The sequence below is a fragment of the Inquilinus limosus genome (assembly GCF_002195995.1).
GTDB classification, from domain to species: Bacteria; Pseudomonadota; Alphaproteobacteria; order DSM-16000; family Inquilinaceae; genus Inquilinus; species Inquilinus limosus_C.
Map to the genome: position 1 here is coordinate 1 of NZ_NHON01000039.1, position 21067 is coordinate 21067.

22 protein-coding genes are annotated in these 21067 nt (G+C 70.3%); 10 read left to right on the forward strand and 12 right to left on the reverse strand.

Annotated elements, in window-relative coordinates; all coding sequences use genetic code 11:
* From BWR60_RS20075 to BWR60_RS20085, 3 genes are all read left to right on the forward strand, one after another.
* Positions 1-514, forward strand: a 514-nt coding sequence (locus BWR60_RS20075; RefSeq protein ID WP_144445678.1) for an acetoacetate decarboxylase, incomplete at its 5' end; no start/stop codon positions are given.
* A 22-nt stretch (positions 515-536) separates the two neighbouring features.
* Positions 537-1931, forward strand: a complete 1395-nt coding sequence (locus BWR60_RS20080; RefSeq protein WP_218823588.1) for a DUF3734 domain-containing protein — start codon at positions 537-539, stop codon at positions 1929-1931.
* A 2-nt stretch (positions 1932-1933) separates the two neighbouring features.
* Positions 1934-2656 (forward strand): MOSC domain-containing protein, encoded by a 723-nt coding sequence (locus BWR60_RS20085; protein ID WP_179221853.1) that lies wholly within the window; start codon positions 1934-1936, stop codon positions 2654-2656.
* On the opposite strand, the gene BWR60_RS20090 is transcribed toward BWR60_RS20085, so the two are convergent.
* Positions 2653-3735 (reverse strand): ATP-dependent 6-phosphofructokinase, encoded by a 1083-nt coding sequence (locus BWR60_RS20090; RefSeq protein ID WP_034842419.1) that lies wholly within the window; start codon positions 3733-3735, stop codon positions 2653-2655. The genes BWR60_RS20085 and BWR60_RS20090 overlap by 4 nt on opposite strands.
* A gap of 194 nt (positions 3736-3929) precedes the next feature.
* On the opposite strand from BWR60_RS20090, the gene BWR60_RS20095 reads away from it, so the two are divergent.
* From BWR60_RS20095 to BWR60_RS20105, 3 genes are read left to right on the forward strand one after another with little or no spacing between them, the layout of a single operon-like run.
* The gene (locus tag BWR60_RS20095; protein ID WP_179221854.1) at positions 3930-4130 is read left to right on the forward strand and encodes a YdcH family protein; all 201 of its coding nucleotides are present in this window, start codon (positions 3930-3932) and stop codon (positions 4128-4130) included.
* Between the two features lie 20 nt (positions 4131-4150).
* Positions 4151-4651 carry a 5-(carboxyamino)imidazole ribonucleotide mutase gene (gene purE, locus BWR60_RS20100; RefSeq protein ID WP_088152792.1) on the forward strand — a complete coding sequence of 167 codons (501 nt, stop codon included), beginning with the start codon at positions 4151-4153 and terminating at the stop codon, positions 4649-4651.
* A complete protein-coding gene (locus BWR60_RS20105; protein WP_088152793.1) occupies positions 4648-5736 on the forward strand; it encodes a 5-(carboxyamino)imidazole ribonucleotide synthase in 1089 nt (362 codons plus the stop codon). Before purE ends, BWR60_RS20105 begins: the two co-directional genes overlap by 4 nt.
* Positions 5737-5742: 6 nt before the next feature.
* On the opposite strand, the gene BWR60_RS20110 is transcribed toward BWR60_RS20105, so the two are convergent.
* The 3 genes from BWR60_RS20110 to BWR60_RS20120 all read right to left on the reverse strand — a co-directional run bounded on the left by BWR60_RS20110 (position 5743) and on the right by BWR60_RS20120 (position 9044).
* The gene (locus tag BWR60_RS20110; RefSeq protein ID WP_088152794.1) at positions 5743-7524 is read right to left on the reverse strand and encodes an adenylate/guanylate cyclase domain-containing protein; all 1782 of its coding nucleotides are present in this window, start codon (positions 7522-7524) and stop codon (positions 5743-5745) included.
* A gap of 98 nt (positions 7525-7622) precedes the next feature.
* Complete coding sequence (locus BWR60_RS20115; RefSeq protein ID WP_088152795.1) at positions 7623-8165, reverse strand: dihydrofolate reductase family protein; 543 nt, start codon at positions 8163-8165, stop codon at positions 7623-7625.
* 21 nt (positions 8166-8186) lie between these two features.
* Entirely contained in the window at positions 8187-9044 is an 858-nt protein-coding gene (locus BWR60_RS20120) for a LysR substrate-binding domain-containing protein (RefSeq protein WP_179221855.1), read from the reverse strand.
* A 114-nt stretch (positions 9045-9158) separates the two neighbouring features.
* On the opposite strand from BWR60_RS20120, the gene tmpA reads away from it, so the two are divergent.
* A complete protein-coding gene (gene tmpA / locus BWR60_RS20125) occupies positions 9159-10322 on the forward strand; it encodes a 2-trimethylaminoethylphosphonate dioxygenase (protein ID WP_088152797.1) in 1164 nt (387 codons plus the stop codon).
* A complete protein-coding gene (locus BWR60_RS20130; protein WP_088152798.1) occupies positions 10319-10867 on the forward strand; it encodes an HD domain-containing protein in 549 nt (182 codons plus the stop codon). The genes tmpA and BWR60_RS20130 overlap by 4 nt, the downstream gene beginning before the upstream one ends.
* A 129-nt stretch (positions 10868-10996) precedes the next feature.
* Here BWR60_RS20130 and BWR60_RS20135 read toward each other — a convergent pair whose 3' ends face one another.
* The 4 genes from BWR60_RS20135 to nthA are packed head-to-tail and all read right to left on the reverse strand — an operon-like array spanning position 10997 to position 13107.
* Positions 10997-11383, reverse strand: a complete 387-nt coding sequence (locus BWR60_RS20135; RefSeq protein ID WP_088152799.1) for a RidA family protein — start codon at positions 11381-11383, stop codon at positions 10997-10999.
* A gap of 59 nt (positions 11384-11442) precedes the next feature.
* A complete protein-coding gene (locus tag BWR60_RS20140; RefSeq protein ID WP_088152800.1) occupies positions 11443-11823 on the reverse strand; it encodes a nitrile hydratase accessory protein in 381 nt (126 codons plus the stop codon).
* On the reverse strand, positions 11810-12469 hold the full coding sequence (gene nthB, locus BWR60_RS20145; RefSeq protein WP_088152801.1) for a nitrile hydratase subunit beta: 660 nt from the start codon (positions 12467-12469) through the stop codon (positions 11810-11812). The genes BWR60_RS20140 and nthB overlap by 14 nt, the downstream gene beginning before the upstream one ends.
* Positions 12466-13107, reverse strand: a complete 642-nt coding sequence (gene nthA, locus BWR60_RS20150; protein WP_088152802.1) for a nitrile hydratase subunit alpha — start codon at positions 13105-13107, stop codon at positions 12466-12468. Before nthA ends, nthB begins: the two co-directional genes overlap by 4 nt.
* 113 nt (positions 13108-13220) lie before the next feature.
* Between nthA and fumC the strand changes: the two genes are divergently transcribed.
* Positions 13221-14624, forward strand: a complete 1404-nt coding sequence (fumC, locus tag BWR60_RS20155) for a class II fumarate hydratase (protein WP_088152803.1) — start codon at positions 13221-13223, stop codon at positions 14622-14624.
* Positions 14625-14634: 10 nt separating this feature from the next.
* Positions 14635-14856, forward strand: a complete 222-nt coding sequence (locus tag BWR60_RS20160; protein WP_088152804.1) for a ribbon-helix-helix domain-containing protein — start codon at positions 14635-14637, stop codon at positions 14854-14856.
* A 56-nt stretch (positions 14857-14912) separates the two neighbouring features.
* Here BWR60_RS20160 and BWR60_RS20165 read toward each other — a convergent pair whose 3' ends face one another.
* From BWR60_RS20165 to BWR60_RS20180, 4 genes are all read right to left on the reverse strand, one after another.
* Complete coding sequence (locus BWR60_RS20165) at positions 14913-15224, reverse strand: hypothetical protein (protein WP_088152805.1); 312 nt, start codon at positions 15222-15224, stop codon at positions 14913-14915.
* A gap of 135 nt (positions 15225-15359) precedes the next feature.
* Positions 15360-17195 (reverse strand): extracellular solute-binding protein, encoded by a 1836-nt coding sequence (locus BWR60_RS20170; RefSeq protein ID WP_230983116.1) that lies wholly within the window; start codon positions 17193-17195, stop codon positions 15360-15362.
* 79 nt (positions 17196-17274) lie between these two features.
* Positions 17275-19755 carry a glycogen/starch/alpha-glucan phosphorylase gene (locus BWR60_RS20175; protein ID WP_088152806.1) on the reverse strand — a complete coding sequence of 827 codons (2481 nt, stop codon included), beginning with the start codon at positions 19753-19755 and terminating at the stop codon, positions 17275-17277.
* A 127-nt stretch (positions 19756-19882) separates the two neighbouring features.
* Positions 19883-21016: a branched-chain amino acid ABC transporter substrate-binding protein gene (locus BWR60_RS20180; RefSeq protein WP_088152807.1), complete on the reverse strand. Its 1134-nt coding sequence runs from the start codon at positions 21014-21016 to the stop codon at positions 19883-19885.
* Positions 21017-21067: the final 51 nt, after the last annotated feature.

Below are 21067 nucleotides of genomic sequence, written 5' to 3' on the forward strand. Positions count from 1 at the left end.
TACCGAGAGCGGCCAGGTGATCCCGGTGCGCTGGCAGGGGCAGTTGGGCGGCTACACCCACCAGATGTTCCTGAACGACCACCCGCCGATCGCSGGCGGGCGCGAGYTGTGGGGCTTCCCGAAGAAGCTGGCCCAGCCGACCCTGGCGGTGGAGACCGACACGCTGGTCGGCACGCTGAACTACGGCTCGATCCGCATCGCCACCGGCACCATGGGCTACAAGCACCGCACCCTGGACCCGGCGGCGGAGGCGAAGGGCCTGGCGGCGCCGAACTTCCTGCTGAAGATCATCCCGCATGTCGACGGCAGCCCGCGGATCTGCGAGCTGGTGCGCTACTATCTCGAGGACATCACCGTCAAGGGCGCCTGGACCGGCCCGGCGGCTTTGGACCTGTACCCGCATGCCCTGGCGCCGATCGCCGAGCTGCCGGTGCTGGAGGTGCTGTCGGCCAAGCATCTGGTCGCCGACCTGACGCTGGGCCTCGGCTCGGTCGTGCACGACTATCTCGCCTGACCCGGCGGGAGGAGAAGGCGGAATGCGTGGCGTGAAACGGAAGCAGGCGCGCGGCGCCCCGGGGCGGGTCGAGCGGCCGCCCTACGACGTCGTCGCCCTGGTGCTGCAGGGCGGCGGGGCGCTCGGCGCCTACCAGGCCGGGGTCTATGAGGGGCTGCACGAGGCCGGCATCCGCCCGACCTGGCTGGCCGGCATCTCGATCGGCGCGCTCAACACCGCGGTGATCGCCGGCTCGCCGGAGGMYGAGCGGGTGGACCGGCTGCGCGAGTTCTGGGAGACGATCTGCGCCATCCCGGTCGAGTGGCCGGCGGGCGAGGGGCTGGCCGAGTCGCTGCCCTTCGCCTTCGACCTGCGGTCGGCCCACAACGCGGCGGCGGCGATGCGGGCGCTGTTCCAGGGCCAGCCCGGCTTCTTCAGGCCGCGCTTCCCGCCGCCCTTCCTGTCGCCCTTCGGCGGCGACGCCGCCACCAGCTTCTACGACACCAGCCCACTGCGCGACACGCTGCTGCGGCTGGTCGATTTCGACCGGCTGAACTCCGGCGAGACCCGGGTCAGCGTCGGCGCGGTCAATGTCCGCAGCGGCAACTTCGTCTATTTCGACACGGCCGAGCGCCGGCTGGGGCCGGAGCATTTCATGGCCTCCGGCGCGCTGCCGCCCGGCTTCCCGGCGGTCGAGATCGACGGCGAGYWYTACTGGGACGGCGGCGTGGTCTCGAACACGCCGCTCTCCTACGTGCTGTCGACCGAGCCGCGGCGCGACACGCTGACCTTCCAGGTCGAYCTGTGGTCGGCCAGGGGCCGCATGCCGGACGATCTGATGGAGGTGAACAGCCGGCAGAAGGACATCCAGTACTCCAGCCGCACCCGCGCCATCACCACCTACATGACGCAGATGCAGAAGATGCGCCGGGCGCTGCAGCGGGTGATGGACCGGCTGCCGGACGACGCGAAGCAGGAGCCGGAGATGCAGGCGATCGCCGAGCTGGCCTGCGAGCGCGCCTACAACATCGTCCATCTGATCTACCAGTCCAAGGCCTATGAGGGCCATTCCAAGGACTATGAGTTCGGGCCGGACGCGATGCGCGAGCACTGGCAGAGCGGCCTGGACGACATCCGCCGCACCCTGGCCGACCCGCACCGCCTGGACCGACCCCCGGTCGAGGACGGCGTCGTCACNCCAAGGCCTATGAGGGCCATTCCAAGGACTATGAGTTCGGGCCGGACGCGATGCGCGAGCACTGGCAGAGCGGCCTGGACGACATCCGCCGCACCCTGGCCGACCCGCACCGCCTGGACCGACCCCCGGTCGAGGACGGCGTCGTCACACACGACGTCCACCGGCAGGATCGCTAGCGGCCCCTCCAGCTTGCGGACCCCGCCGCATCGGCGATACTGCTGGCGGACGGCAGGGGGATGACAATGGACGGTCGGGTCACGGCGCTGTGGCGCTATCCGGTCAGCTCGCTCGGCGGCGAGCGGCTGCAGGCCTGCATCGTCGGCGCCACCGGGCTGGCCGGCGACCGGGACTGGGGCCTGGCCGCCCGGGACAGCGGCGAGACCGCCTTCCCGGAGAGCAAGCGCCGCTGGCGCCCGGCGCCGCAGATCCGCGCCCGCAGCGCCGAAGACGGGCTGCATCTGGACTTCCCGGACGGCAGCAGCCTGCCGGCCGAAGCCGCGGGTGAGGCCCTGGCCGCGCATTTCGGCTTCCCGGTCGCGCTGCGGCCGCACGCCGCCGACGCCGAACAGACGGCGACGACCGGGCCGCTGAAGCCGCGCTATGAGCGCCACCCGATCCATCTGGTCACCACCGCCTCGCTCGCCGCGCTGCGCGCGATCCTGCCCGACAGCGCCATCGACGAGCGGCGGTTCCGGCCGAACCTGCTGGTCGACCTGCCGGGGGCGGAAGGCTTCGCCGAGACCGGCTGGATCGGGCGGGCCATGACGGTGGGCGGCGTCCGCCTGCGCATCGCCGAGCCCTGCGTGCGCTGCGCCTTCACCACCATCGCCCAGGGCGACCTGCCGCTGGACCCCGCGGTGCTGATGGCGATCACCAAACGCAACGCCACCCATTTCGGCGTGCTCTGCATCGTCGAGGTGCCGGGCGAGATCCGGGTCGGCGACCCGGCACGGGTGCTGGGCTAGTCCCCCAGGCAGATCCCCAAGGCCCGGGCGGTGGTGACCAGCGGATCGTCCGGCTTGACGTCCTGGTATTCGGCGATCGCCTCCTGCAGCGGCACGTCGATCACCCGCCGGTCGGACCAGGCCACCAGCCGGTCGAACTTGCCCTCGGCGATCAGGTCGACCGCATGGGCGCCGAAGGCCGAGGCGATCAGCCGGTCGCGCCAGCTGGGCATCGAGCCGCGCTGGACATGGCCCAGCACCGTCACCCGCGTCTCCGCCCCCGTGGTGTCGGCGATCTTGAAGGCGACATAGTCGCCGATGCCGCCGAAGCGCTTCTCGCCGCCGTGATAATCCTTGTGCACCTTGGTGCCGTCGGCGGTCTTCACCGCCTCCGACACCACCACCAGCGCGAAGTTGCGGCCGGTCTTGCGCACCTCGCGGATCTTCTGGGCCACGGAGTCGATCGAGAACGGGATCTCCGGGATCAGGATCACGTCGGCGCCGCCGGCGATGCCTGCGGCCAGCGCGATGTGGCCGGCGTCGCGGCCCATCACCTCCAGCACCATCACCCGCGCGTGGCTGGCGGCGGTCGGCTGCAGCCGGTCCAGCGCCTCGGTCGCCACCGCCACCGCGGTGTCGAAGCCGACCGAGACCTCGGTCAAACCGACATCGTTGTCGATCGTCTTCGGGATGCCGACATAGTTGAAGCCACCCTGCTGCGCCAGGCGCCGCAGGATCTGGTGGCTGCCGTCGCCGCCGATGCCGATCAGCGCGTCGAGGCCGAGTTCGTGATAGGCGCCGACGATCTCGACCGACCGGTCCTTCAGCGTGCCGTCGGCCATCGGGAAGGCGAAGGGGTCGCCCTTGTTGGTGGTGCCGAGGATGGTGCCGCCCTGGCGCATCACCGCGGTGGTCATCTTGTCCGGCGTCAGCACCTCGTAGCGCAGCGGCCGGGCCAGCAGGCCCGACGTGCCCTCCTTGATCCCGATCACGGTCCAGCCGAGGCCGTCGGCCCGGCACACCGCCGCGCGGATCACCGCGTTCAGCCCGGCGCAGTCGCCGCCGCTGGTCAGGATTCCGATGCGCTTCTCGCCCGCCATGCCGTGCTTCGTTTCCGTCCCCGGTTGCGTTTCCCCCTTGTACCGGGATACGCCCGGTGCTGTAAGAGCCGGATGCAGCGGCCGGCCGGGCCCGCGCGGGAGCCCCGCGTCAAACGCGTTCCGGTCGGGCCGCTCCCTTTGCTATGATCGGGCCGCCGTTGAACCGGGACCCGCAGGAAAGGCCGTTTGAGGGAATGATCGACATCGAGTCGATGCAGGAGAGGCTGGCCGCATTGCGGGTCGAGCACCGCGACCTCGACGAGATCATCGACCGGCTGAGCGCGGACGGACCCGTCAACCAGCTCCAGATCCAGCGCCTGAAGAAACGCAAGCTGCTGCTCAAGGACCAGATCTCGATGATCGAGAGCAAGCTGCTGCCCGACATCATCGCCTGAGCCCGAGGATATCCTGACCGATGGCCGAACCCGCCGCCGTGCCGCCTGTGGCAATCATCATGGGCAGCCAGTCCGACTGGGAGACCATGCGCCACGCCGCCGAGACCCTGTCGCTGCTGGGCATCGGCCATGAGGCGCTGATCATGTCGGCGCATCGCACGCCGGACCGGATGGCCGATTTCGCCCGCGCGGCGCGCGGCCGCGGCGTCAAGGTGATCATCGCCGGCGCCGGCGGCGCCGCACATCTGCCGGGCATGACGGCGGCGATGACGCCGCTGCCGGTGCTGGGCGTGCCGGTCGAGAGCAAGGCGCTGAAGGGCATGGACAGCCTGCTGTCGATCGTGCAGATGCCGGGCGGCGTCCCGGTCGGCACCCTGGCGATCGGCCGGGCCGGGGCGATCAACGCGGCGCTGCTGGCCGCCGCGATCCTGGCGCTCAGCGACCCCGCCGTCGCCGATGCGCTGGATGCCTGGCGCCAGCGCCAGACCGAGGCCGTCGCCGAGCACCCGAAGGACGAATGACCAGCACTCCGACACCCCTTCCGCCCGGTAGCGTCATCGGCATGCTCGGCGGCGGCCAGCTCGGCCGCATGACCGCCCTGGCCGCGGCGCGCCTCGGCTACCGCACCCATGTGCTGTGCCCGGAGCCGGACAGCCCCTGCGCCCAGGTGACCGACCGGTCGACCCTGTCCTCCTACACCGACCACGCGGCGCTGGACGCCTTCGCCGCCCAGGTCGACGTCGTCACCTACGAGTTCGAGAACATCCCCTACGAGACCGTGCTGCACCTGGCGGCCCGCGTGCCGGTGCGGCCGGGGCCGGACGGGCTGGCGGTGTGCCAGGACCGGGTGTCGGAGAAAGATTTCTGCAACCGCCATGGCATCGGCACCGCGCCCTGGCGGGCCGTGGGCTCGGCCGAGGAGCTGACGGCGGCGGTGACGGCGATCGGCACGCCGTCGGTGCTGAAGACCCGGCGCGAAGGCTATGACGGCAAGGGCCAGGCGGTGATCCGCGACCCCGCCGATGCCGCCGCGGCCTGGGACAAGCTGGGCGGCCGGCCGGCGATTCTCGAGGGCTTCGTCGACTTCGCCCGCGAGCTGTCGGTGATCGCCGCCCGCGGCGTCGACGGGTCGGTGGTCTGCTACCCGGCGGTCGAGAACCGGCATCGCGACCACATCCTCTCGGAGACGATCGCCCCCGCCCCCGGCCTGGCGCCGCAGCGCGCGGCGGAGGCGGAGGAGATCGCCCGCACGCTGATCACCGCGCTGGACATGGTCGGCCTGCTGGCGGTGGAACTGTTCGAGGCGCGCGACGGCGGCCTGCTGGTCAACGAGCTGGCGCCGCGGCCGCACAATTCCGGCCACTGGACCCAGGATGCCTGCGCCTGCGACCAGTTCGAGCAGCTGGTCCGCGCCGTCTGCGGCCTGCCCCTGGGATCGACCGCGCGCCATTCCGACGCGGTGATGCAGAACCTGATCGGCGACGACGTGCTGCGCTGGCCGGACTTCCTGGCCGAGCCGGGCGCCAGGCTGCATCTCTACGGCAAGGGCGCGCCGCGCCCCGGCCGCAAGATGGGCCATGTCAACCGGCTGGTGCCGAAGGGCTGATCCGGCTCACTCCGGCAGGCCGGCCTTGCGGAACCCGTCGAGGATCATGTCCCGGGACAGCGTGTCCCTGAGCGGCAGATAGTCCCGGATGGCCGAGACGGTGCTTCCGGGCGCCAGGGCGAGGAACTTGCCGAGCGCCGCGCGCGCCTCCGGCAGCCGGTCCAGCTGGACATAGCCCGGAACCAGGACCCAGTGGGCCGTGTCCCAGTCGGGGTTGAGGGCGGCCGACCGCTCGGCCAGCTCGACGGCCCTGGCGGGGCGGCCGCCGAACAGATGGGCCATCCCGGCCACCGTCAGGAACATGTAGTAGCTGGGATCCAGCGGGCCGAGCGTCATTGCCCGCTCCAGCAGCGCCAGGCCGGCCTCGGGGTCGCCGCCGCAGACCAGCGCGGTGCCGGCCAGGAAGTTGACGTAGCCCGAGCCGGGATTCCGCTCCACCGCGCGCCGCACGCCGGCGAGGCCGGCGCCGTAGTCCCGCCCCGCCATCACCAGGACGAAGCTGGCGACGACCAGCGCCACCGGGTCGTCGCTGCCGGCGGCGGCGGCCGCCCGGCGGGCCAGCGAGATGGCCGTCCCCAGATCATCGGGCCCGGCGGCCGGCCAACCCCGCGACAGCCGCTGTTCCAGGCACCACGCGGCATGGGCCAGCGCCGAGGCGAAGGTCGGATCGAGCTCGACCGCCTTCATGAGCAGGCCATAGCCCAGCAGGTTCTCGTCCGGCCGCATGGCATAGACATGCGGCAGCGCCCGCAGATGGAGATCGTAGGCGTCGAGATTCTCGACCGGCTTGCGGCGCGCGCGCTCGATCTCCGCCTTCAGCATGGTCGGCTCGAGCGCCCCGACGACGCTGGCGGTGATCCTGTCCTGCAGGTCGAACACGTCCTGCACATCGCCGTCGAACCGTTCCGCCCAGAGATGGGCGCCGGTCGCCGCGTCGATCAGCTGGCCGGTGACACGCAGCCGGTTGCCGGATTTGCGGACGCCGCCTTCCAGCACATAGCGCACGCCCAGCTCCGCCGCCACCTGGCGCACATCGACCGCCCGGCCCTTGTAGGTGAAGGTGGAGTTGCGCGCGATCACCGCCAGCTGGCTGAAGCGCGACAGGGCGGTGATGATGTCCTCGACCATGCCGTCGACGAAGTATTCCTGCTCCGGATCGCCCGACATGTTGGTGAAAGGCAGGACCGCGATCGACGGCTTTCCCGGCGGCGGCGCGGCAGGCGCAGGCCGCGGGCGCTGTGCCGCGGGGTCGGCGGCCGGGGCGCTGCCGATCTGCAGCGCGTAGATCCGGATCGGTTCGGCGATGTTCTTGAGCTGGGTGCTGCCGAGATCGCTGACCGAGAGGTCCAGCCTCGACTTGACCTGGCGATAGGCATCCTCGGACAGGCAGATGGCGCCGGGCGCCGCCACGCCCTCCAGCCGCGCGGCGATGTTGACGCCGTCGCCCATCAGGTCGCCGTCGCTCTCCTCCACCACGTCGCCGAGATGGATGCCGATGCGGAACTCGATCTGCCGGTCGGGCGCCACGCCGGCATTGCGCTCGACCATGGCGCGCTGCACCTCGATGGCACAGCGCACGGCGTCGACGACGCTGCGGAACTCGACCAGCGATCCGTCGCCGGTCCGCTTCACCACGCGGCCGTTGTGGATGGCGATCGTGGGGTCGATCAGGTCGCTGCGCAGGGCGCGCAGCCGGGCCAGAGTGCGTTCCTCATCCGCGCCGGCAAGCCGGCTGAAGCCGACGACATCGGCGGCCAGGATCGCCGCCAGCTTGCGATGGTCGCTCATGGAAGCGCCTTGGCCCTCCGAACCCAACGCCACCTGAATATCCGAGTATACGCCTCAAATGCGTTCGATCCTCGAACATTGTGGCGTTGGAGGGTCGCTCAGGGCGCCACCGTCACCGGCGCGTATTCGAGGGCCAGGACGCCGTTGCCGAAGCGCGCGGCCGAGATCAGCTCGAGCCCGAGCCGCTCGCCCGGCGGGAACAGCGGTGTTCCCTGGCCGAGCGCCAGCGGATAGCCGAGGAGGCGGATGCGGTCGACCAGCCCATGCCGCAGCAGCTGCTGCGCCACGCTGATGCTGCCATGCACATAGATGGTGCCGCCCTCGCCCGCCTTCAGCGCCCGGACCGCGTCCGGCAGCGGACCTCGCAGCAGCTCGGCCGGCGCCCAGTCGAGCGTCGTCAGCGTCGTCGAGGCGACATATTTCGGCAGCGCGTTGAACCGGTCGGCGAAGTCCCCGGTCTCCTTGGGCCAGGAGCCGGCGAAGATCTGATAGGTCTTGCGCCCCAGCAGCATGGCGCCGCTGTCGGCCAGCTCATCGTTCTTGAACCGGTCCATCTCGGCGTTCCAGGTGACGCCGGTCAGCATCTCGACCTCGGCGACGCCATCGGCGCTGATGAATTCCGTGACGATGACCTTCCTCATCCCGTCCTCCCCCCCTTTGGCCTAGGCGGCGGCCGTCACCGCCAGATCGATGAAGGCGCGGATCGCCGGGAAACGGCGGCGGTCGCGCTGGCACAACACATATTCGTCGGTGTGCCAGTCGCAGTCAGCCAGCGGCCGGACCGCGATACGCGGATCCGGCCGGATCTCGCCGGCGGAGATGAAGCCGAGGCCGAGGCCCAGCGCCACCGCCTCCTGCACCGCCTCGCGGCCCATCACCTCGAACACGACGCCGGGCGCGATCTCCGCCTCCGCCAGGCCGCGCTCGACCGTGCGCCGGGTCATCGACCCGGTCTCGCGCATCACCAGGCGCTGCCCGGCCAGGGCCGCGACCGGGACCGTCTCCGCCTCTGCCAGGGGATGCCCGGCCGGCAGCATCAGCCGCACCGGGTCGCGGTACAGCGGCACGATGTGGAAGCGCGGATCGACCGGCGGGTTGGACAGGAGGGCCACGTCCAGCCGCGCCTCCGACAGGTCTTCCAGCACCGCCCCGGCATTGCCGATCGACAGCCGGATCTCGACCTGCGGGTGGCGGCGGTCGAACTCGGCGATCAGCGGCATGACATAGTACGGGCTGTCGGCGCCCAGCTGCAGCAGGCCCCGGGCCAGCTGGGCCGAGCCCTCCAGCAGCGTCGCCGCCTCCTGCTCGGTGTCGAACAGGCGGGTGGTCAGCCGGAACAGCCGCCGCCCCATCTCGGTCGGTTGCACCCGGCGCGAGCTGCGCTCGAACAGCAGCACGCCGTAGCGCTCCTCCAGCGCCTTCACCGATTGCGACAGGGTCGGCTGGGTCAGCCCCAGCGTCCGCGCCGCCAGGGTGAAGCTGGCCTGCGTGGCCACCGCGTGGAAGGCCCGCAGTTGCATCAGGTTTATTCGCATGGCCTATAGATAGCATGGAAAGCCCGTATTGGACTTATGCATGAGGTCGGCGCAGCTTCGGCGCCAGCCACCCCAGCCCCAAAGAACCGGCAACACGCCATGCCCATCGCCGCCGCCCGTCCGATCACCACCGACGACATCGGGATCGCGACGCTGCACCACACGCCGGACCGCCTGACCATCCGCTGGTCGGACGGACGCGAGAGCCCCTATCCCGCGATCTGGCTGGCCGACAACCGGCCCGACCGCCGCGACCGGCCGGACGGGCAGCGCCTGTTCGACGCCATCGACCTGCCCGATGGTATCGCCATCGCCGGCGTGGCCCTGGGCGCCGACGGGGCGGTAGAGATCCACCTGACCGGCTTCGACAGCGCGGCCCGCTTCCCGGCCGCCTGGCTGCGCGCCCATGCGCTGGACCCGGCCTCGCGCGCCGAGCGCCGGCGCCGGCCGGTGCTGTGGGATTCGTCGCTGGTGCTGCCCACCGGCGACTATGCCACCGTGGCCGGCGATGCTGGCGCCCGCGCCGCCTGGCTGCGCGCGGCCTGGGACCATGGCTTCGCCCTGCTGCGCGGCGTGCTGGTGGAGCCCGGCATGGTGTGCAAGGTGGTCGAACTGTTCGGCTTCGTGCGCGAGACCAATTACGGTCGGCTGTTCGACGTGGTGGCGGTGGACAAGCCGCAGAACCTGGCCTTCACCGCACTGTCCCTGGGCAACCACACCGACAACCCCTATCGCGATCCGGTGCCGCAGCTGCAATTGCTGCACTGCCTGGAGGCGGCGGCGGAGGGCGGCGAGTCGGTGGTGGTCGACGGCTTCGCCGCGGCCGAGCGGCTGCGGCGCGAGGCGCCCGACGCCTTCGCCCTGCTGACCCGCCGGGCCGTGCCGTTCCGCTATGTCGAGCCCGGTCGTGGCGACCTGCCGGGCCGGGTCGACCTGCGCAGCCGGGCGCCGCTGATCGAACTGGATGCCGACGGAGCTCTCGCGGCGGTGCGCTACAACAACCGCTCGATCGCGCCCTTCGACCTGGATCCGGACGAGGTCGAGCCCTTCTACGACGCCTATCGCCGCTTCGGCCGGCTGCTGCACGACCCGGATCTCACGGTCGGCTTCCGCCTGGCGCCGGGCGACCTGTTCCTGGTCGACAACCAGCGCGTGCTGCATGGCCGCCGCGGCTTCTCCGCCGGGCGCCGCTGGCTGCAGGGCTGCTACGCCGACAAGGACGGACTGACCAGCACGCTGTTCAGCCTGGAGGCTGCGCGATGACCACGCCCCTGCATCCCCTGCTGGCCGAGATCGAGGGCCTGTTCGCCGCCCATGGCCACAACACCTATGGCGAAGGCGTGACCATGCAGGCGCATGGCCTGCAGGCCGCCGCCCTGGCCGAGCACGAAGGCGCGCCCGACGTGCTGGTGGTGGCCGCCCTGCTGCACGATATCGGCCATTTCCTGGAGCTGGCCGACGACGCCTTCGGCTATCACAAGCATGACGGCGCCGGCGGCGACTGGCTGGCCGCCCGCTTCGGCCCGGAGGTGAGCGAGCCGGTGCGGCTGCATGTCGCCGCCAAGCGCTATCTCTGCGCCGTCGAGCCGAGCTATCTGGACGTCCTGTCCGCCGCCTCGGTCCATTCGCTCGGCAAGCAGGGCGGGCCGATGAGCGCGGCGGAGGCGGCGGAGTTCGCCCGCCACCCCCATGTCGACGCCGCGGTGCGGCTGCGGCGCTGGGACGATGGCGGCAAGGTCGACGGGCTGAAGGTCAGCACCGTCGCCGATTACCGCGAGCGCATCCTCAAGGTGGCGAAGGCCGGCTAAGCCGCCAATCCATAGTCGTCATGGCGAGCCCCGCAGGGGCGTGGCCATCCAGGAATCGTGCCGCGGGATCGCCACGTCGCTTCGCTCCTCGCGATGACGGCTTTGAATTGCTGGTCCTCGCTCTGGGCTCTAACGGGCCGCCACCGCCTGGATCTCGACCAGCAGGCTGGGCACCGCCAGGCCGGCGACCACCACCAGGGTCGAGGCTGTGGCATAGCCGCCCAGGCGCCGCTCGCGCACCGTGCGGTACAGCGGCACCAGATCCGGCCGGGTGATGAACCCGTCGACCTTGACCAGGTCGGTCACCGCCATGCCGGCATCGGCCAGCACCGCGAACAGGTTGTCCCAGGCCAGCTCGAACTGGCGCTCGGCGTCGTCGGGAATGGTGCCGTCCGGCGTGGCGCCGACCTGGCCGGAGATGTGCAGCCAGCGGGCGCCGGCCGGGGCCGAGGCGCCATGGCTGTAGCGGGAGAACGGCGCGGCGACGCCGGCCGGGTTGTGCAGCTGAACGGTCATGGGTCTTCCCCGATGTCGCTGGGCAGGGCCGGGACTCGGCCCGATCCCCAAGTCTAGCATCAGGAGAGGGGATCGTTCTCCAGCAGGATCGGCGCGCCATGCGGCGTGGCCCGGGCGGCGCGGTCCCAGGCGTCCCTGCGCCGACCCAGCGCCTCGGCATCGGCGACGCCCTTGGCCAGCACCAGCCGTTCCAGCGCCGCCAGCCAGTGCTCGTAATAGCGGCTGCCGTCGTCGGGGTCGCCGGCCGCCCGGGCGCTCGCGATCTCCGCCGCCAGCGCCGCCGCCCATTCCGGCCAGGTGAACACGCCGCGCTGGTGCAGCGCCACCGCCATGGCGAAGGCCTGGGCCTGCCAGGGCTCAGCGAAGACCGGCCCGTCGGCGTCGCGCGGCAGCGGGGCGGCGCCGTCCAGCGCCGCGATCACCGCCTCATGCCGGCTCAAGATAGCCCTCCCAGGCGTCGATCGAGACGGTCAGGGTCGGGTCCGCCGCCTCGCCCCACAGCTCGCGCCCGTCGAAGCGCACGGTGTAGAGCCATTGCGGGCTCTCGCCGCGGCCATGGGCGTTGCTGTCGGGCAGCACGAAGACGCCGTGCACGCGCTCGACCGTGCCGACCTTGCCGCGGGCGTAGCGCGGCAGCCGGGTGTGGCCGGCCGGATGCTCGTTGCGGGTCAGCACCACATCGTCGATGGCGAAGCGCGCCGGCGCCGCCTCTGGCCGCTGGTAGTTGCTGCCGCGCGCCAGCACCGCGGCGACCTGGTCCGCCGCCAGCACCTTCTGGCCCGGCACCGGCGGGTCGATGGCGCGGCCGGCCTGCAGCTCCGCCGCCGAGACAAGACCGGCGCCCTGCAACAGCTTCTCCAGCCCCTTGGTCCAGATCTCGTAGTAGCTGGAGGACAGGTAGTCGGCCGGGTGCAGCGTCTCGCGCGCATGCCGGCTGATATCGATGTTCCAGCGCCCCAAGGCGCCCGCCGCGAGGGTGAGGGCCAGGGCCCGCTTCTCCCACTCGGCGTGGAAGCGGACATCCTCCGGCTCCGGCACCACCGGGCCGAAGCCCATCATGCCACCGAGATCCTGGGCGCCGTTCATCGGGCGTCTCCCGGTGCATGCGCCACGTCGGCGCCGATCATGCTGTCGCGGCTGACCAAGCCGGCCAGCGCGTCCTCGTCCCAGCCCTCGGTGCCGGCCGGGCGCATCGGGATCACCAGATAGCGGGTCTCGGCGGTCGAATCCCAGACCCGGATCTTCGTCTCGGGCGGGAGGGCGACGCCGAAATCGGCCAGCACGCCGCGCGGATCGATCACCGCGCGCGAGCGGTAGGGCGCCGATTTGTACCAGACCGGCGGCAGCCCGAGCACCGGCCAGGGGTAGCAGGAGCACAGGGTGCAGACGACGAGGTTGTGCGTATCCGGCGTGTTCTCGACCGCGACCATGTGCTCGCCCTGGCGGCCGATGAAGCCGAGCTCGGCGATCGCGGCGCTGGCATCGGCCCGCAGCCGGTCGCGATAGGCCGGGTCGGCCCAGGCCTTGGCCACCACCCGGGCGCCGTTGCGCGGGCCGATCCTGGTCTCGTAGGTCTCGATCAGCACGTCGAGCGCCGCCCGGTCGACATAGCCCTTCTCGACCAGGATCGATTCCAGCGCCTTCACCCGCAGCGCGATCTCCGGCAGGGCGCTGCCTTCATGGTCGTGATCGTGGTCATGGTCGTGATGATCGTGGGCGGTCATGGAGCTCGCTCCGCGGATCGGGAATCGGTCGGGGAGAACCCAGCCTACCCCCACACCCGCATTCGTGCTAGCAAACCGGCCAGCCAAAAACTGACAGCAACCGGAGCCTTTCGATGGCCGCCGAAACCGCATTCCGCACCGAGACCGACAGCCTGGGCGCCGTCGAGGTGCCGGCCGACCGCTACTGGGGCGCGCAGACGCAGCGCAGCCTGCAGAACTTCAAGATCGGCGGCGAGCGCATGCCGGCCCCGCTGGTGCGGGCGCTGGGCATCCAGAAGAAGGCCTCGGCCCAGGCCAACATCGCGCTGGGCGAGCTCGAGGCCTCGGTCGGCAATGCCATCGTCGCCGCGGCCGAGGAGGTGATCGACGGTACCTTGGCCGAGCATTTCCCGCTGGTGGTGTGGCAGACCGGGTCCGGCACCCAGACCAACATGAACGCCAACGAGGTGATCTCGAACCGCGCCATCGAGATCCTGGGCGGCGAGATCGGCTCGAAGAAGCCGGTGCATCCGAACGACCACGTCAATCGCGGCCAGTCCTCGAATGACAGCTTCCCGACGGTGATGCACATCGCCGCGGTCGAGCAGATCGGCCATGAGCTGCTGCCGAGCCTGGAGCACCTGCACCGCGCCCTGGCCGCCAAGTCGGCGGAGTTCAAGGACATCGTCAAGATCGGCCGCACCCATCTGCAGGACGCGACGCCGCTGACGCTGGGCCAGGAGTTCTCCGGCTACGCCCGCCAGATCGAGCTGGGCATCGCCCGGGTGAAGGGCTGCCTGCCGCATCTCCTCGACCTCGCCCAAGGCGGCACCGCCGTCGGTTCCGGATTGAACGCCAAGGAGGGCTTCGCCGAGGCCTTCGCGGCGCATGTCGCCACCATCACCGGCTTCCCGTTCAAGACCGCGCCGAACAAGTTCGAGGCGCTGGCCGCGCATGACGCCTGCGTCGAGGCGTCGGGCGTGATGAACACCCTGGCCGTGTCGCTGATGAAAATCGCCAACGACATCCGGCTGCTGGGCTCCGGCCCGCGCTGCGGCATCGGCGAGATCCACCTGCCGGAGAACGAGCCCGGCTCGTCGATCATGCCGGGCAAGGTCAACCCGACCCAGTCCGAGGCGATGACCATGGTCTGCACCCAGGTCATGGGCAACCATGTCACCGTGACCATCGCCGGGTCGAACGGCCATTTCGAGCTGAACGTGTTCAAGCCGGTGATCATCTACAACCTGCTGCAGTCGATCCGCCTGCTGGCCGATTCCTGCCGCAGCTTCACCGACAACTGCGTCGTCGGCATCGAGGCCCGCACCGACCGGATCGAGCAGCTGCTGCACGAATCGCTGATGCTGGTGACGGCGCTGAACCCGCATATCGGCTACGACAACGCGGCCAAGGTGGCGAAGAAGGCGCATGCCGAGAACACCACGCTGAAGCAGGCGGCGATCGCGCTGGGCCTGCTGACCGCCGAGCAGTTCGACCAGTGGGTGCGGCCGGAGACCATGGTCGGCCCGAGCGCTTGATCAGGCTGCGGTGAGCGGCGTCCGCAAGCGGTCGGTCAGCATCGCCGGCCACGCCACCAGCGTGTCGCTGGAGCCGGCCTTCTGGGACGCCCTCACCCGCCTGGCCGCGGCGCGCGGCCTGCCGGTCAACCGGCTGGTCGAGGCGGTGGATGCCGCCCGCGACCCGGACGGCAACCTGTCCAGCGCGCTGAGGACCACGGTCCTGGAGGCGGCGCTGGCGCGGGAGATCTGACATGAAAAAGCCCCGGCCGGACGGCCGGGGCTTTTCATCACCGAAAGGCCGGGAGATCAGCCGCCGCACTGGGCGGAATAGCCCTGCTGGCCGGTGGCGACCTGCTGGTCGAGCTGCTGGATCTGCGCGTCGGTCAGCTTCAGGTCGGCCTGGCAGCCCTTGTACAGGCCGACCAGCTTCTGGGTCTCGTCCATGACCTCCTTCATGGCCGAGCACTGCTCCGCCTGCGGAGCCTGGGCCTTGGACATCAGGCCCTGGCTCAGCGTCTGGACCTTCTGGGCCTGGGCCTGGGCGTCTTCGACGCACCCGGCAAAAGCGGGCGAGGCCGCGAGAGTCGCAATGGCGGCGGCGAGAAGAATGCGCTTCACGAAAAGCTCCTTGGGCTTCTGGGGCGGCCCGCCCCGGAGCGAGCCGAGGCGGCGTTGGGGAAACCCCCGGCCGCGGACCGGGTTCCCAACAATTGTGGAGAATTGCAGCGAATCGATACGGCCGCCGGGACGCCGCTACTTGCCGTTCGACCACCAGGCCTCGAGCACGGTGCCGTAGGTCGGGTTGACCGTGGTGACCCGGCCGAGATTGCCCCAATAGGCGACGTAGTCGCGGTCGAGATAGTAGAGCGGCACCACATAGTTGCCCCACAGCAGCACCCGGTCCAGCGCGTGCACCGCGGCCTGCAGCTCCTCCTGGCTCCGCGAGGCGGTGACGGCCTGGATCAGGGCGTCGACCACCGGGCTCTTCACCCCCGGATAGTTGCGGGTGCCGGGCACGTCGGCCGAGCGGCTGCCCCAGTAGCGGGACTGCTCGACGCCGGGCGAGAGCGTCGTGATCCAGGTGTTGAGGATCACGTCGAAATCATAGGTCCCGGTGCGATTGGCATATTGCGCGCTCTCGACCAGCCGGACCGAGGCCTGGATGCCTAGCCGGCGCAGCTGGTCGGCATAGGCCAGGGCGATGCGCTGGTAGCCCTTGCCCTGCAGCAGGATCTCGAACCGGAACGGGACGCCGCTGCCATCCACCAGCGCGTTGTCCCTGATCGTCCAGCCGGCCTCGGCCAGCAGCGCCTGTGCCGCCCGCAGATTCTCGCGGTTGCGGCCGCTGGCGTCGCTTGGCGGCAGGGTGTACGGCTCGGTGAAGAGCTGCGGCGGCAGCTGGCTGCGGAACGGCTCCAGCAGCGCCAGTTCCGCCCCCTTCGGCGTGTCGGTCGCGGCCAGGGAGGAGTTGGCGAAGTAGCTGTCGTCCCGCTTGAACTGGCCGCCCAGCAGGGTCTTGTTCACCCATTCGAAATCGAAGGCCAGGATCAGGGCCCGGCGCACCCGCGGGTCGGCGAAGATCGGCCGGCGCGTGTTCATGGCCAGGCCCATCATCCCCACCGGCCGATTGTGCGGCAGGGTCAGCATGGTGACGCGGCCGTCCTGGACCGCCGGGAAGTCGTAGGCGCCGCCGACCCATTTCTCGGCGTCGCGTTCCCGCCGCAGCGTGTAGGCGCCGGCCTTGAACGCCTCCAGCGCCGTGTCGGCGTCGAGGTAGAAGTCGAACCGCATCGTGTCGAAGTTGTAGAGGCCACGCATCGCCGGCAGGTCTGCCGCCCACCAGTCCTTGACCCGCTCCAGCGTGATGCTGCGTCCAGCGTCGACCGCGCCGAAAGTGTAGGGGCCGGCGCCGAGCGGCGGATCCAGGCTGGGCTGGTCGAAGGGATGGGCCGTGTACCACGCCTTGCTGAGGATCGGCTGCATGGCCACGACCAGCGGGTTCTCGCGCGCCGCCTCCGGCTTGAAGCGGAAGCGCACCGTGCGGTCGTCGATGCGGTCGATCCCATCCAGCGTCTCGTAGAGCGCGCGGGTGTTCGGCAGGCCCTTGGTGCCCTGGGTCTGCCAGGTGAAGATCACGTCATCCGCCGTGACCGGCGTGCCGTCATGGAACACCGCCTTCGGATTGAGATGGAAGGTGACCTGGCGCCGGTCGTCCGACATCTCCGCCCGGTCGGCCAGATACGGGTACAGGGTGAAGGGTTCGTCCCAGCCCCGCGTCATCAGGCTGGCGAAGATGTAGGGCGGCACGATCAGCCGGACCTGGTCGGTCTGGCCGCCGATGATGAAGGGGTTCAGCGTGTCGAAGCTGCCGACCATGGCCTGGCGCAGCTCGCCGCCCTTCGGCGCGGCCGGGTCGGCATAGGCGAAATGGGCGAAATCCGCCGGGTATTTCGGCTCGCCATACATGGCGAGGCCGCCGCTGGCCGCCGGCGCCTCCGCTCCCGCCGGCGCCTGGGCGGCGGCCGGCAAGGCGCCGGGCAGCAGCAGGACGGCGAAGGCGAGGCGAAGCAGGAGGCGGGCGGCGCGCATGCAACTTGTCCGGGTGGGAATCGGTGGGGCGCAGTCTTCCCGCCGAGGCGTCCGGGCGCAAGGCCGTAACGGCGGAGCCTTATTCCGCCGCGCGGGCCAGGGGCGGCCAGACGCCCCAGATCTCCTCGGCATAGTCCTGCACCGTGCGGTCGGAGGAGAACCAGCCGACATTCGCGGTGTTGCGGATCGCCATGCGGGTCCATTCGGCGCGGTCGCGGTAGAGGGCCGCGGCGCGGGCCTGGGTGTCCCAATAGGCGGCGAAGTCGGCCGCCACCAGGAACCAGTCGCTGTGCCGCAGCGCGTCGGTGATCGGCCGGAACCGGCCCGGATCGTCGGGCGAGAAGGTGCCGTCCTCGATCGCCGCGATGGCCCGGGCCAGGCGTGGGTCGGCCGCGATCACGGCCCCGGGGTCGTAGCCCTGGGCCCGCTTCGCCGCCACCTCGGCCGCGGTCAGGCCGAAGATCAGGATGTTGTCGGCGCCCACCCGCTCGGCGATCTCGACATTGGCGCCGTCCAACGTGCCGATGGTGATCGCGCCGTTCAGCGCGAACTTCATGTTGCCGGTGCCCGACGCCTCCATCCCGGCGGTCGAGATCTGCTCCGACAGGTCGGCGGCGGGGATGATGCGCTCGGCCAGCGTGACGTTGTAGTTCGGCAGGAACACCATCTTCAGCTGGTCGCGGATCTCGGCATCGGCGTTGATCACCCGCGACACGTCGTTGGCCAGCTTGATGATCAGCTTGGCGACGGCGTAGCCGGGCGCGGCCTTGCCGGCGAAGATCTTGACCCGCGGCGTCCAGGCCGCGTCCGGCGTGTCGCGCATCTCCTGCCACAGCGCCACGGCGTGCAGGATGTTCAAGAGCTGTCGCTTGTATTCATGGATGCGCTTGACCTGGACGTCGAACAGCGCGTCGCCGGAGACGCGCAGGTCGGCGATCTCACCGATATGATGCGCCAGGAAGGCCTTGTTGCGGCGCTTCACCGCCCAGAACGCCTCGCGGAAGGCGCTGTCCTCGGTCCTGCCGGCCAGGGCGGACAGCCGCCCCAGATCATCCTCCCAGCCGCTGCCGATCATGTTGTGGATCAGCTGCGACAGGTTCGGGTTGGCCTGCACCAGCCAGCGGCGCGGGGTGATGCCGTTGGTCTTGTTGGTGATGCGGTCCGGGAACTCCTCGTTCAGGTCGCGGAACACCGTCTCGCGCATCAGCTGGGTGTGCAGGGCCGAGACGCCGTTGACCCGGTGGCTGCCGAGGAAGGCCAGCGGCCCCATCCGCACCCGCCGGTCCCAGCCCTCCTGGATCAGCGACAGGGTGGACAGGCGGCTGGGATCCTTCGCCACCACCTTGGAGGATTTCAGGAACCGGTCGTTGATCTCGTAGATGATCTGCAGATGGCGCGGCAGCACCCGCTCCAGCAGCGCCACCGGCCAGGTCTCCAGCGCCTCGGGCATCAGCGTGTGGTTGGTGTAGCTGATGCAGCCCTTGGTGATCGCCCAGGCGCGGTCCCAGTCCAGCCGGTGCCGGTCGATCAGGAGGCGCATCAGCTCCGGCACCGCGATCGCCGGATGGGTGTCGTTCAGCTGCAGCGCCGCCTTTTCCGGCAGGTCGTCATAGCCGTCATGATGCATCCGGTGCCGCCGCAGCACGTCCTGCAGCGAGGCCGAGGTGAAGAAGTATTCCTGCTTGAGCCGCAGCTCCTGCCCCGCCGGGGTGTTGTCGTTGGGGTAGAGGACGCGTGACAGGGTCTCGGACAGGATCTTGTCCTCGACCGACTTCAGATAGTCGCCGGAGTTGAAGGGGACCAGGTCGAACTCCCGCACCGGCTTGGCCGACCACAGGCGCAGCGTGTTGACCGTGGCGCCGCCCCAGCCGACCACCGGCGTGTCGTAGGCCACGGCCAGCACCCGTTGGCTGCCGCGCCAGACCGGCTTCGGCCGCCCGTCCGGCCCGGGCTCGCCCGGCTCGACCTTGCCGTAGAAGTCGATCGGATAGGCCACCTCCGGCCGCTCGAACTCCCAGGGGTTGCCGAATTTCAGCCAGTCCTCGGGATATTCGACCTGCCAGCCGCGGTCGAACTGCTGCTCGAACAGCCCGTATTCGTAGCGGATGCCGTAGCCGGTGCCGGCGATGCCGAGCGTGGCCATGCTGTCGAGGAAGCAGGCGGCGAGGCGGCCGAGGCCGCCATTGCCGAGCGCCGCGTCGGGCTCGACCTCCAGCACCGAGCCGAGGTCGACGCCGAACTCCCCCAGCGCCTCGCGGCAGGTGTCGTAGATGCCGAGATTGGTCAGCGCGTTGGCCATCAGCCGGCCGACCAGGAACTCCAGGCTGAGATAGTAGACCCGCTTGCCGTCGGTCGCCTCCTCGCGGTGCTGCGCCGCCATCCAGCGGTCGACCAGCCGGTCGCGCACGGCCAGGGCGGTGGCGGCGAACCAGTCGTGGCGGGTGGCGCGATGGACCTCGCGCCCGACGGCATAGACCAGCCATTCGAGAATGTCGCGCTTGAGCGAGTCCCGGTCGAGCCCGCGCGGCTCGATCGCCATCGGGGAGGCTGGCAGCTCCATCGCTGACCCCCATGCTGCACTGCGATATAGACCGTCCGTTACACCACGGAACGGCGCCGTGATCAATCATGTGACAAAAAAGGCCCGGCGGAAGTTCCGCCGGGCCCGATATCAGATGCCGGAACGCTTACTTGCCGACCTTGGCCAGCTCGGCCTGGGTGGCCTCGACGAACTTGCCGCTGTTCCAGATCCAGAACACGTAGTCGGCCTGCTTGCGATCGCCCTTCTCGTCGAAGGAGAGCTCGCCCAGCACGGTCTTGTAGAGCGAGCCGTCATGCAGCGCCTCGGCCACCTTCGGCCCCTCGAAGCTCTTGGCCTTGGTCGCGGCCTGGGCCCAGGCCTGCACCGCTGCGTAGCTGTACAGCGTGTAGCCCGTGGGGTCGTAGTTGTCGGCCTTGAACTTGGCCACGACATCCTTGGCCGCCGGGGAGTTGCGCTGGTCGGCGCCGAAGGTCATCAGCACGCCCTGGCCGGCATCGCCGGTGATGCCCCAGAACTCCTCGGCGACGATGCCATCGCCGGAGATGAACTGGGCGGTCAGCCCCTGCTCGCGCGCCTGACGCAGGATCAGGCCGGCCTCGCTGAGCAAGCCGCCGTAATAGATCACGTCGACCTTGGCCTGCTTCATCTTGGAGACGACGGCCGAGAAATCCTTCTCGCCGACCGTGATGCCCTCATACAGCACTTCCTTCAGGCCGGCCTTGTTCATCGCCGCCTTGGTCGCGTCGGCCAGGCCCTTGCCGTAGGTGGTCTGGTCCTGGAGGATGGCGACGTTCTTGCCCTTGTACTTCTCGGCCAGGAAGGGGCCGGCGACCTCGCCCTGCTGGTCGTCGCGGCCGCAGGTGCGGAAGGTGGTCTTCTGGCCCTGCTCGGTCAGCTGCGGGTTGGTCGAGGCCGGGGAGATCTGGACGATGCCTTCCTCGGCATAGACCGCGGAGGCCGGGATCGAGACCGAGGAGTTGAAGTGGCCGATCACCGCCACCACGCCCTCGCCGACCAGTTCATTGGCCGCCGCGACGCCCTGGCGCGGATCCGACGCGTCGTCGCCGTAGACGACCGTGATCTTCTCGCCATTCACGCCGCCGGCGTCGTTCAGCGCCTTCACCGCGGCGTCGGTGCCGCGCTTCATCTGCTCGCCGAAGGACGCGTTCGGGCCAGTCAGCGGCGCGCCCAGACCGATCTTCACATCGGCCCAGGCCGGGGCCGATGTCATCGCGGCCAGCGCCACGCCGGCCAGGAGCACTCGGTTGAATCTCGTCATCAGATCGCTCTCCCCAGTTCATCGACCGGCGGGACGACCCCGCCGGCCCTT

What these genes read in the sequence shown, in the direction of transcription:
- BWR60_RS20120 (WP_179221855.1), bottom strand. Translation starts at nt 9,044, where the DNA reads ATGCAACTGCGGGCCTTCCACGCGGTGGCCACGCAGGCCAGCTTCACC.
- tmpA (WP_088152797.1), top strand. Translation starts at nt 9,159, where the DNA reads ATGCCCATCGCCGCCGCCCGTCCGATCACCACCGACGACATCGGGATC.
- BWR60_RS20135 (WP_088152799.1), bottom strand. Translation starts at nt 11,383, where the DNA reads ATGACCGTTCAGCTGCACAACCCGGCCGGCGTCGCCGCGCCGTTCTCC.
- BWR60_RS20085 (WP_179221853.1), top strand. Translation starts at nt 1,934, where the DNA reads ATGGACGGTCGGGTCACGGCGCTGTGGCGCTATCCGGTCAGCTCGCTC.
- BWR60_RS20170 (WP_230983116.1), bottom strand. Translation starts at nt 17,195, where the DNA reads ATGCGCGCCGCCCGCCTCCTGCTTCGCCTCGCCTTCGCCGTCCTGCTG.
- BWR60_RS20115 (WP_088152795.1), bottom strand. Translation starts at nt 8,165, where the DNA reads ATGAGGAAGGTCATCGTCACGGAATTCATCAGCGCCGATGGCGTCGCC.
- BWR60_RS20180 (WP_088152807.1), bottom strand. Translation starts at nt 21,016, where the DNA reads ATGACGAGATTCAACCGAGTGCTCCTGGCCGGCGTGGCGCTGGCCGCG.
- BWR60_RS20130 (WP_088152798.1), top strand. Translation starts at nt 10,319, where the DNA reads ATGACCACGCCCCTGCATCCCCTGCTGGCCGAGATCGAGGGCCTGTTC.
- BWR60_RS20110 (WP_088152794.1), bottom strand. Translation starts at nt 7,524, where the DNA reads ATGAGCGACCATCGCAAGCTGGCGGCGATCCTGGCCGCCGATGTCGTC.
- BWR60_RS20090 (WP_034842419.1), bottom strand. Translation starts at nt 3,735, where the DNA reads ATGGCGGGCGAGAAGCGCATCGGAATCCTGACCAGCGGCGGCGACTGC.
- nthB (WP_088152801.1), bottom strand. Translation starts at nt 12,469, where the DNA reads ATGAACGGCGCCCAGGATCTCGGTGGCATGATGGGCTTCGGCCCGGTG.
- fumC (WP_088152803.1), top strand. Translation starts at nt 13,221, where the DNA reads ATGGCCGCCGAAACCGCATTCCGCACCGAGACCGACAGCCTGGGCGCC.
- purE (WP_088152792.1), top strand. Translation starts at nt 4,151, where the DNA reads ATGGCCGAACCCGCCGCCGTGCCGCCTGTGGCAATCATCATGGGCAGC.
- BWR60_RS20175 (WP_088152806.1), bottom strand. Translation starts at nt 19,755, where the DNA reads ATGGAGCTGCCAGCCTCCCCGATGGCGATCGAGCCGCGCGGGCTCGAC.
- BWR60_RS20105 (WP_088152793.1), top strand. Translation starts at nt 4,648, where the DNA reads ATGACCAGCACTCCGACACCCCTTCCGCCCGGTAGCGTCATCGGCATG.
- nthA (WP_088152802.1), bottom strand. Translation starts at nt 13,107, where the DNA reads ATGACCGCCCACGATCATCACGACCATGACCACGATCACGACCATGAA.
- BWR60_RS20095 (WP_179221854.1), top strand. Translation starts at nt 3,930, where the DNA reads ATGATCGACATCGAGTCGATGCAGGAGAGGCTGGCCGCATTGCGGGTC.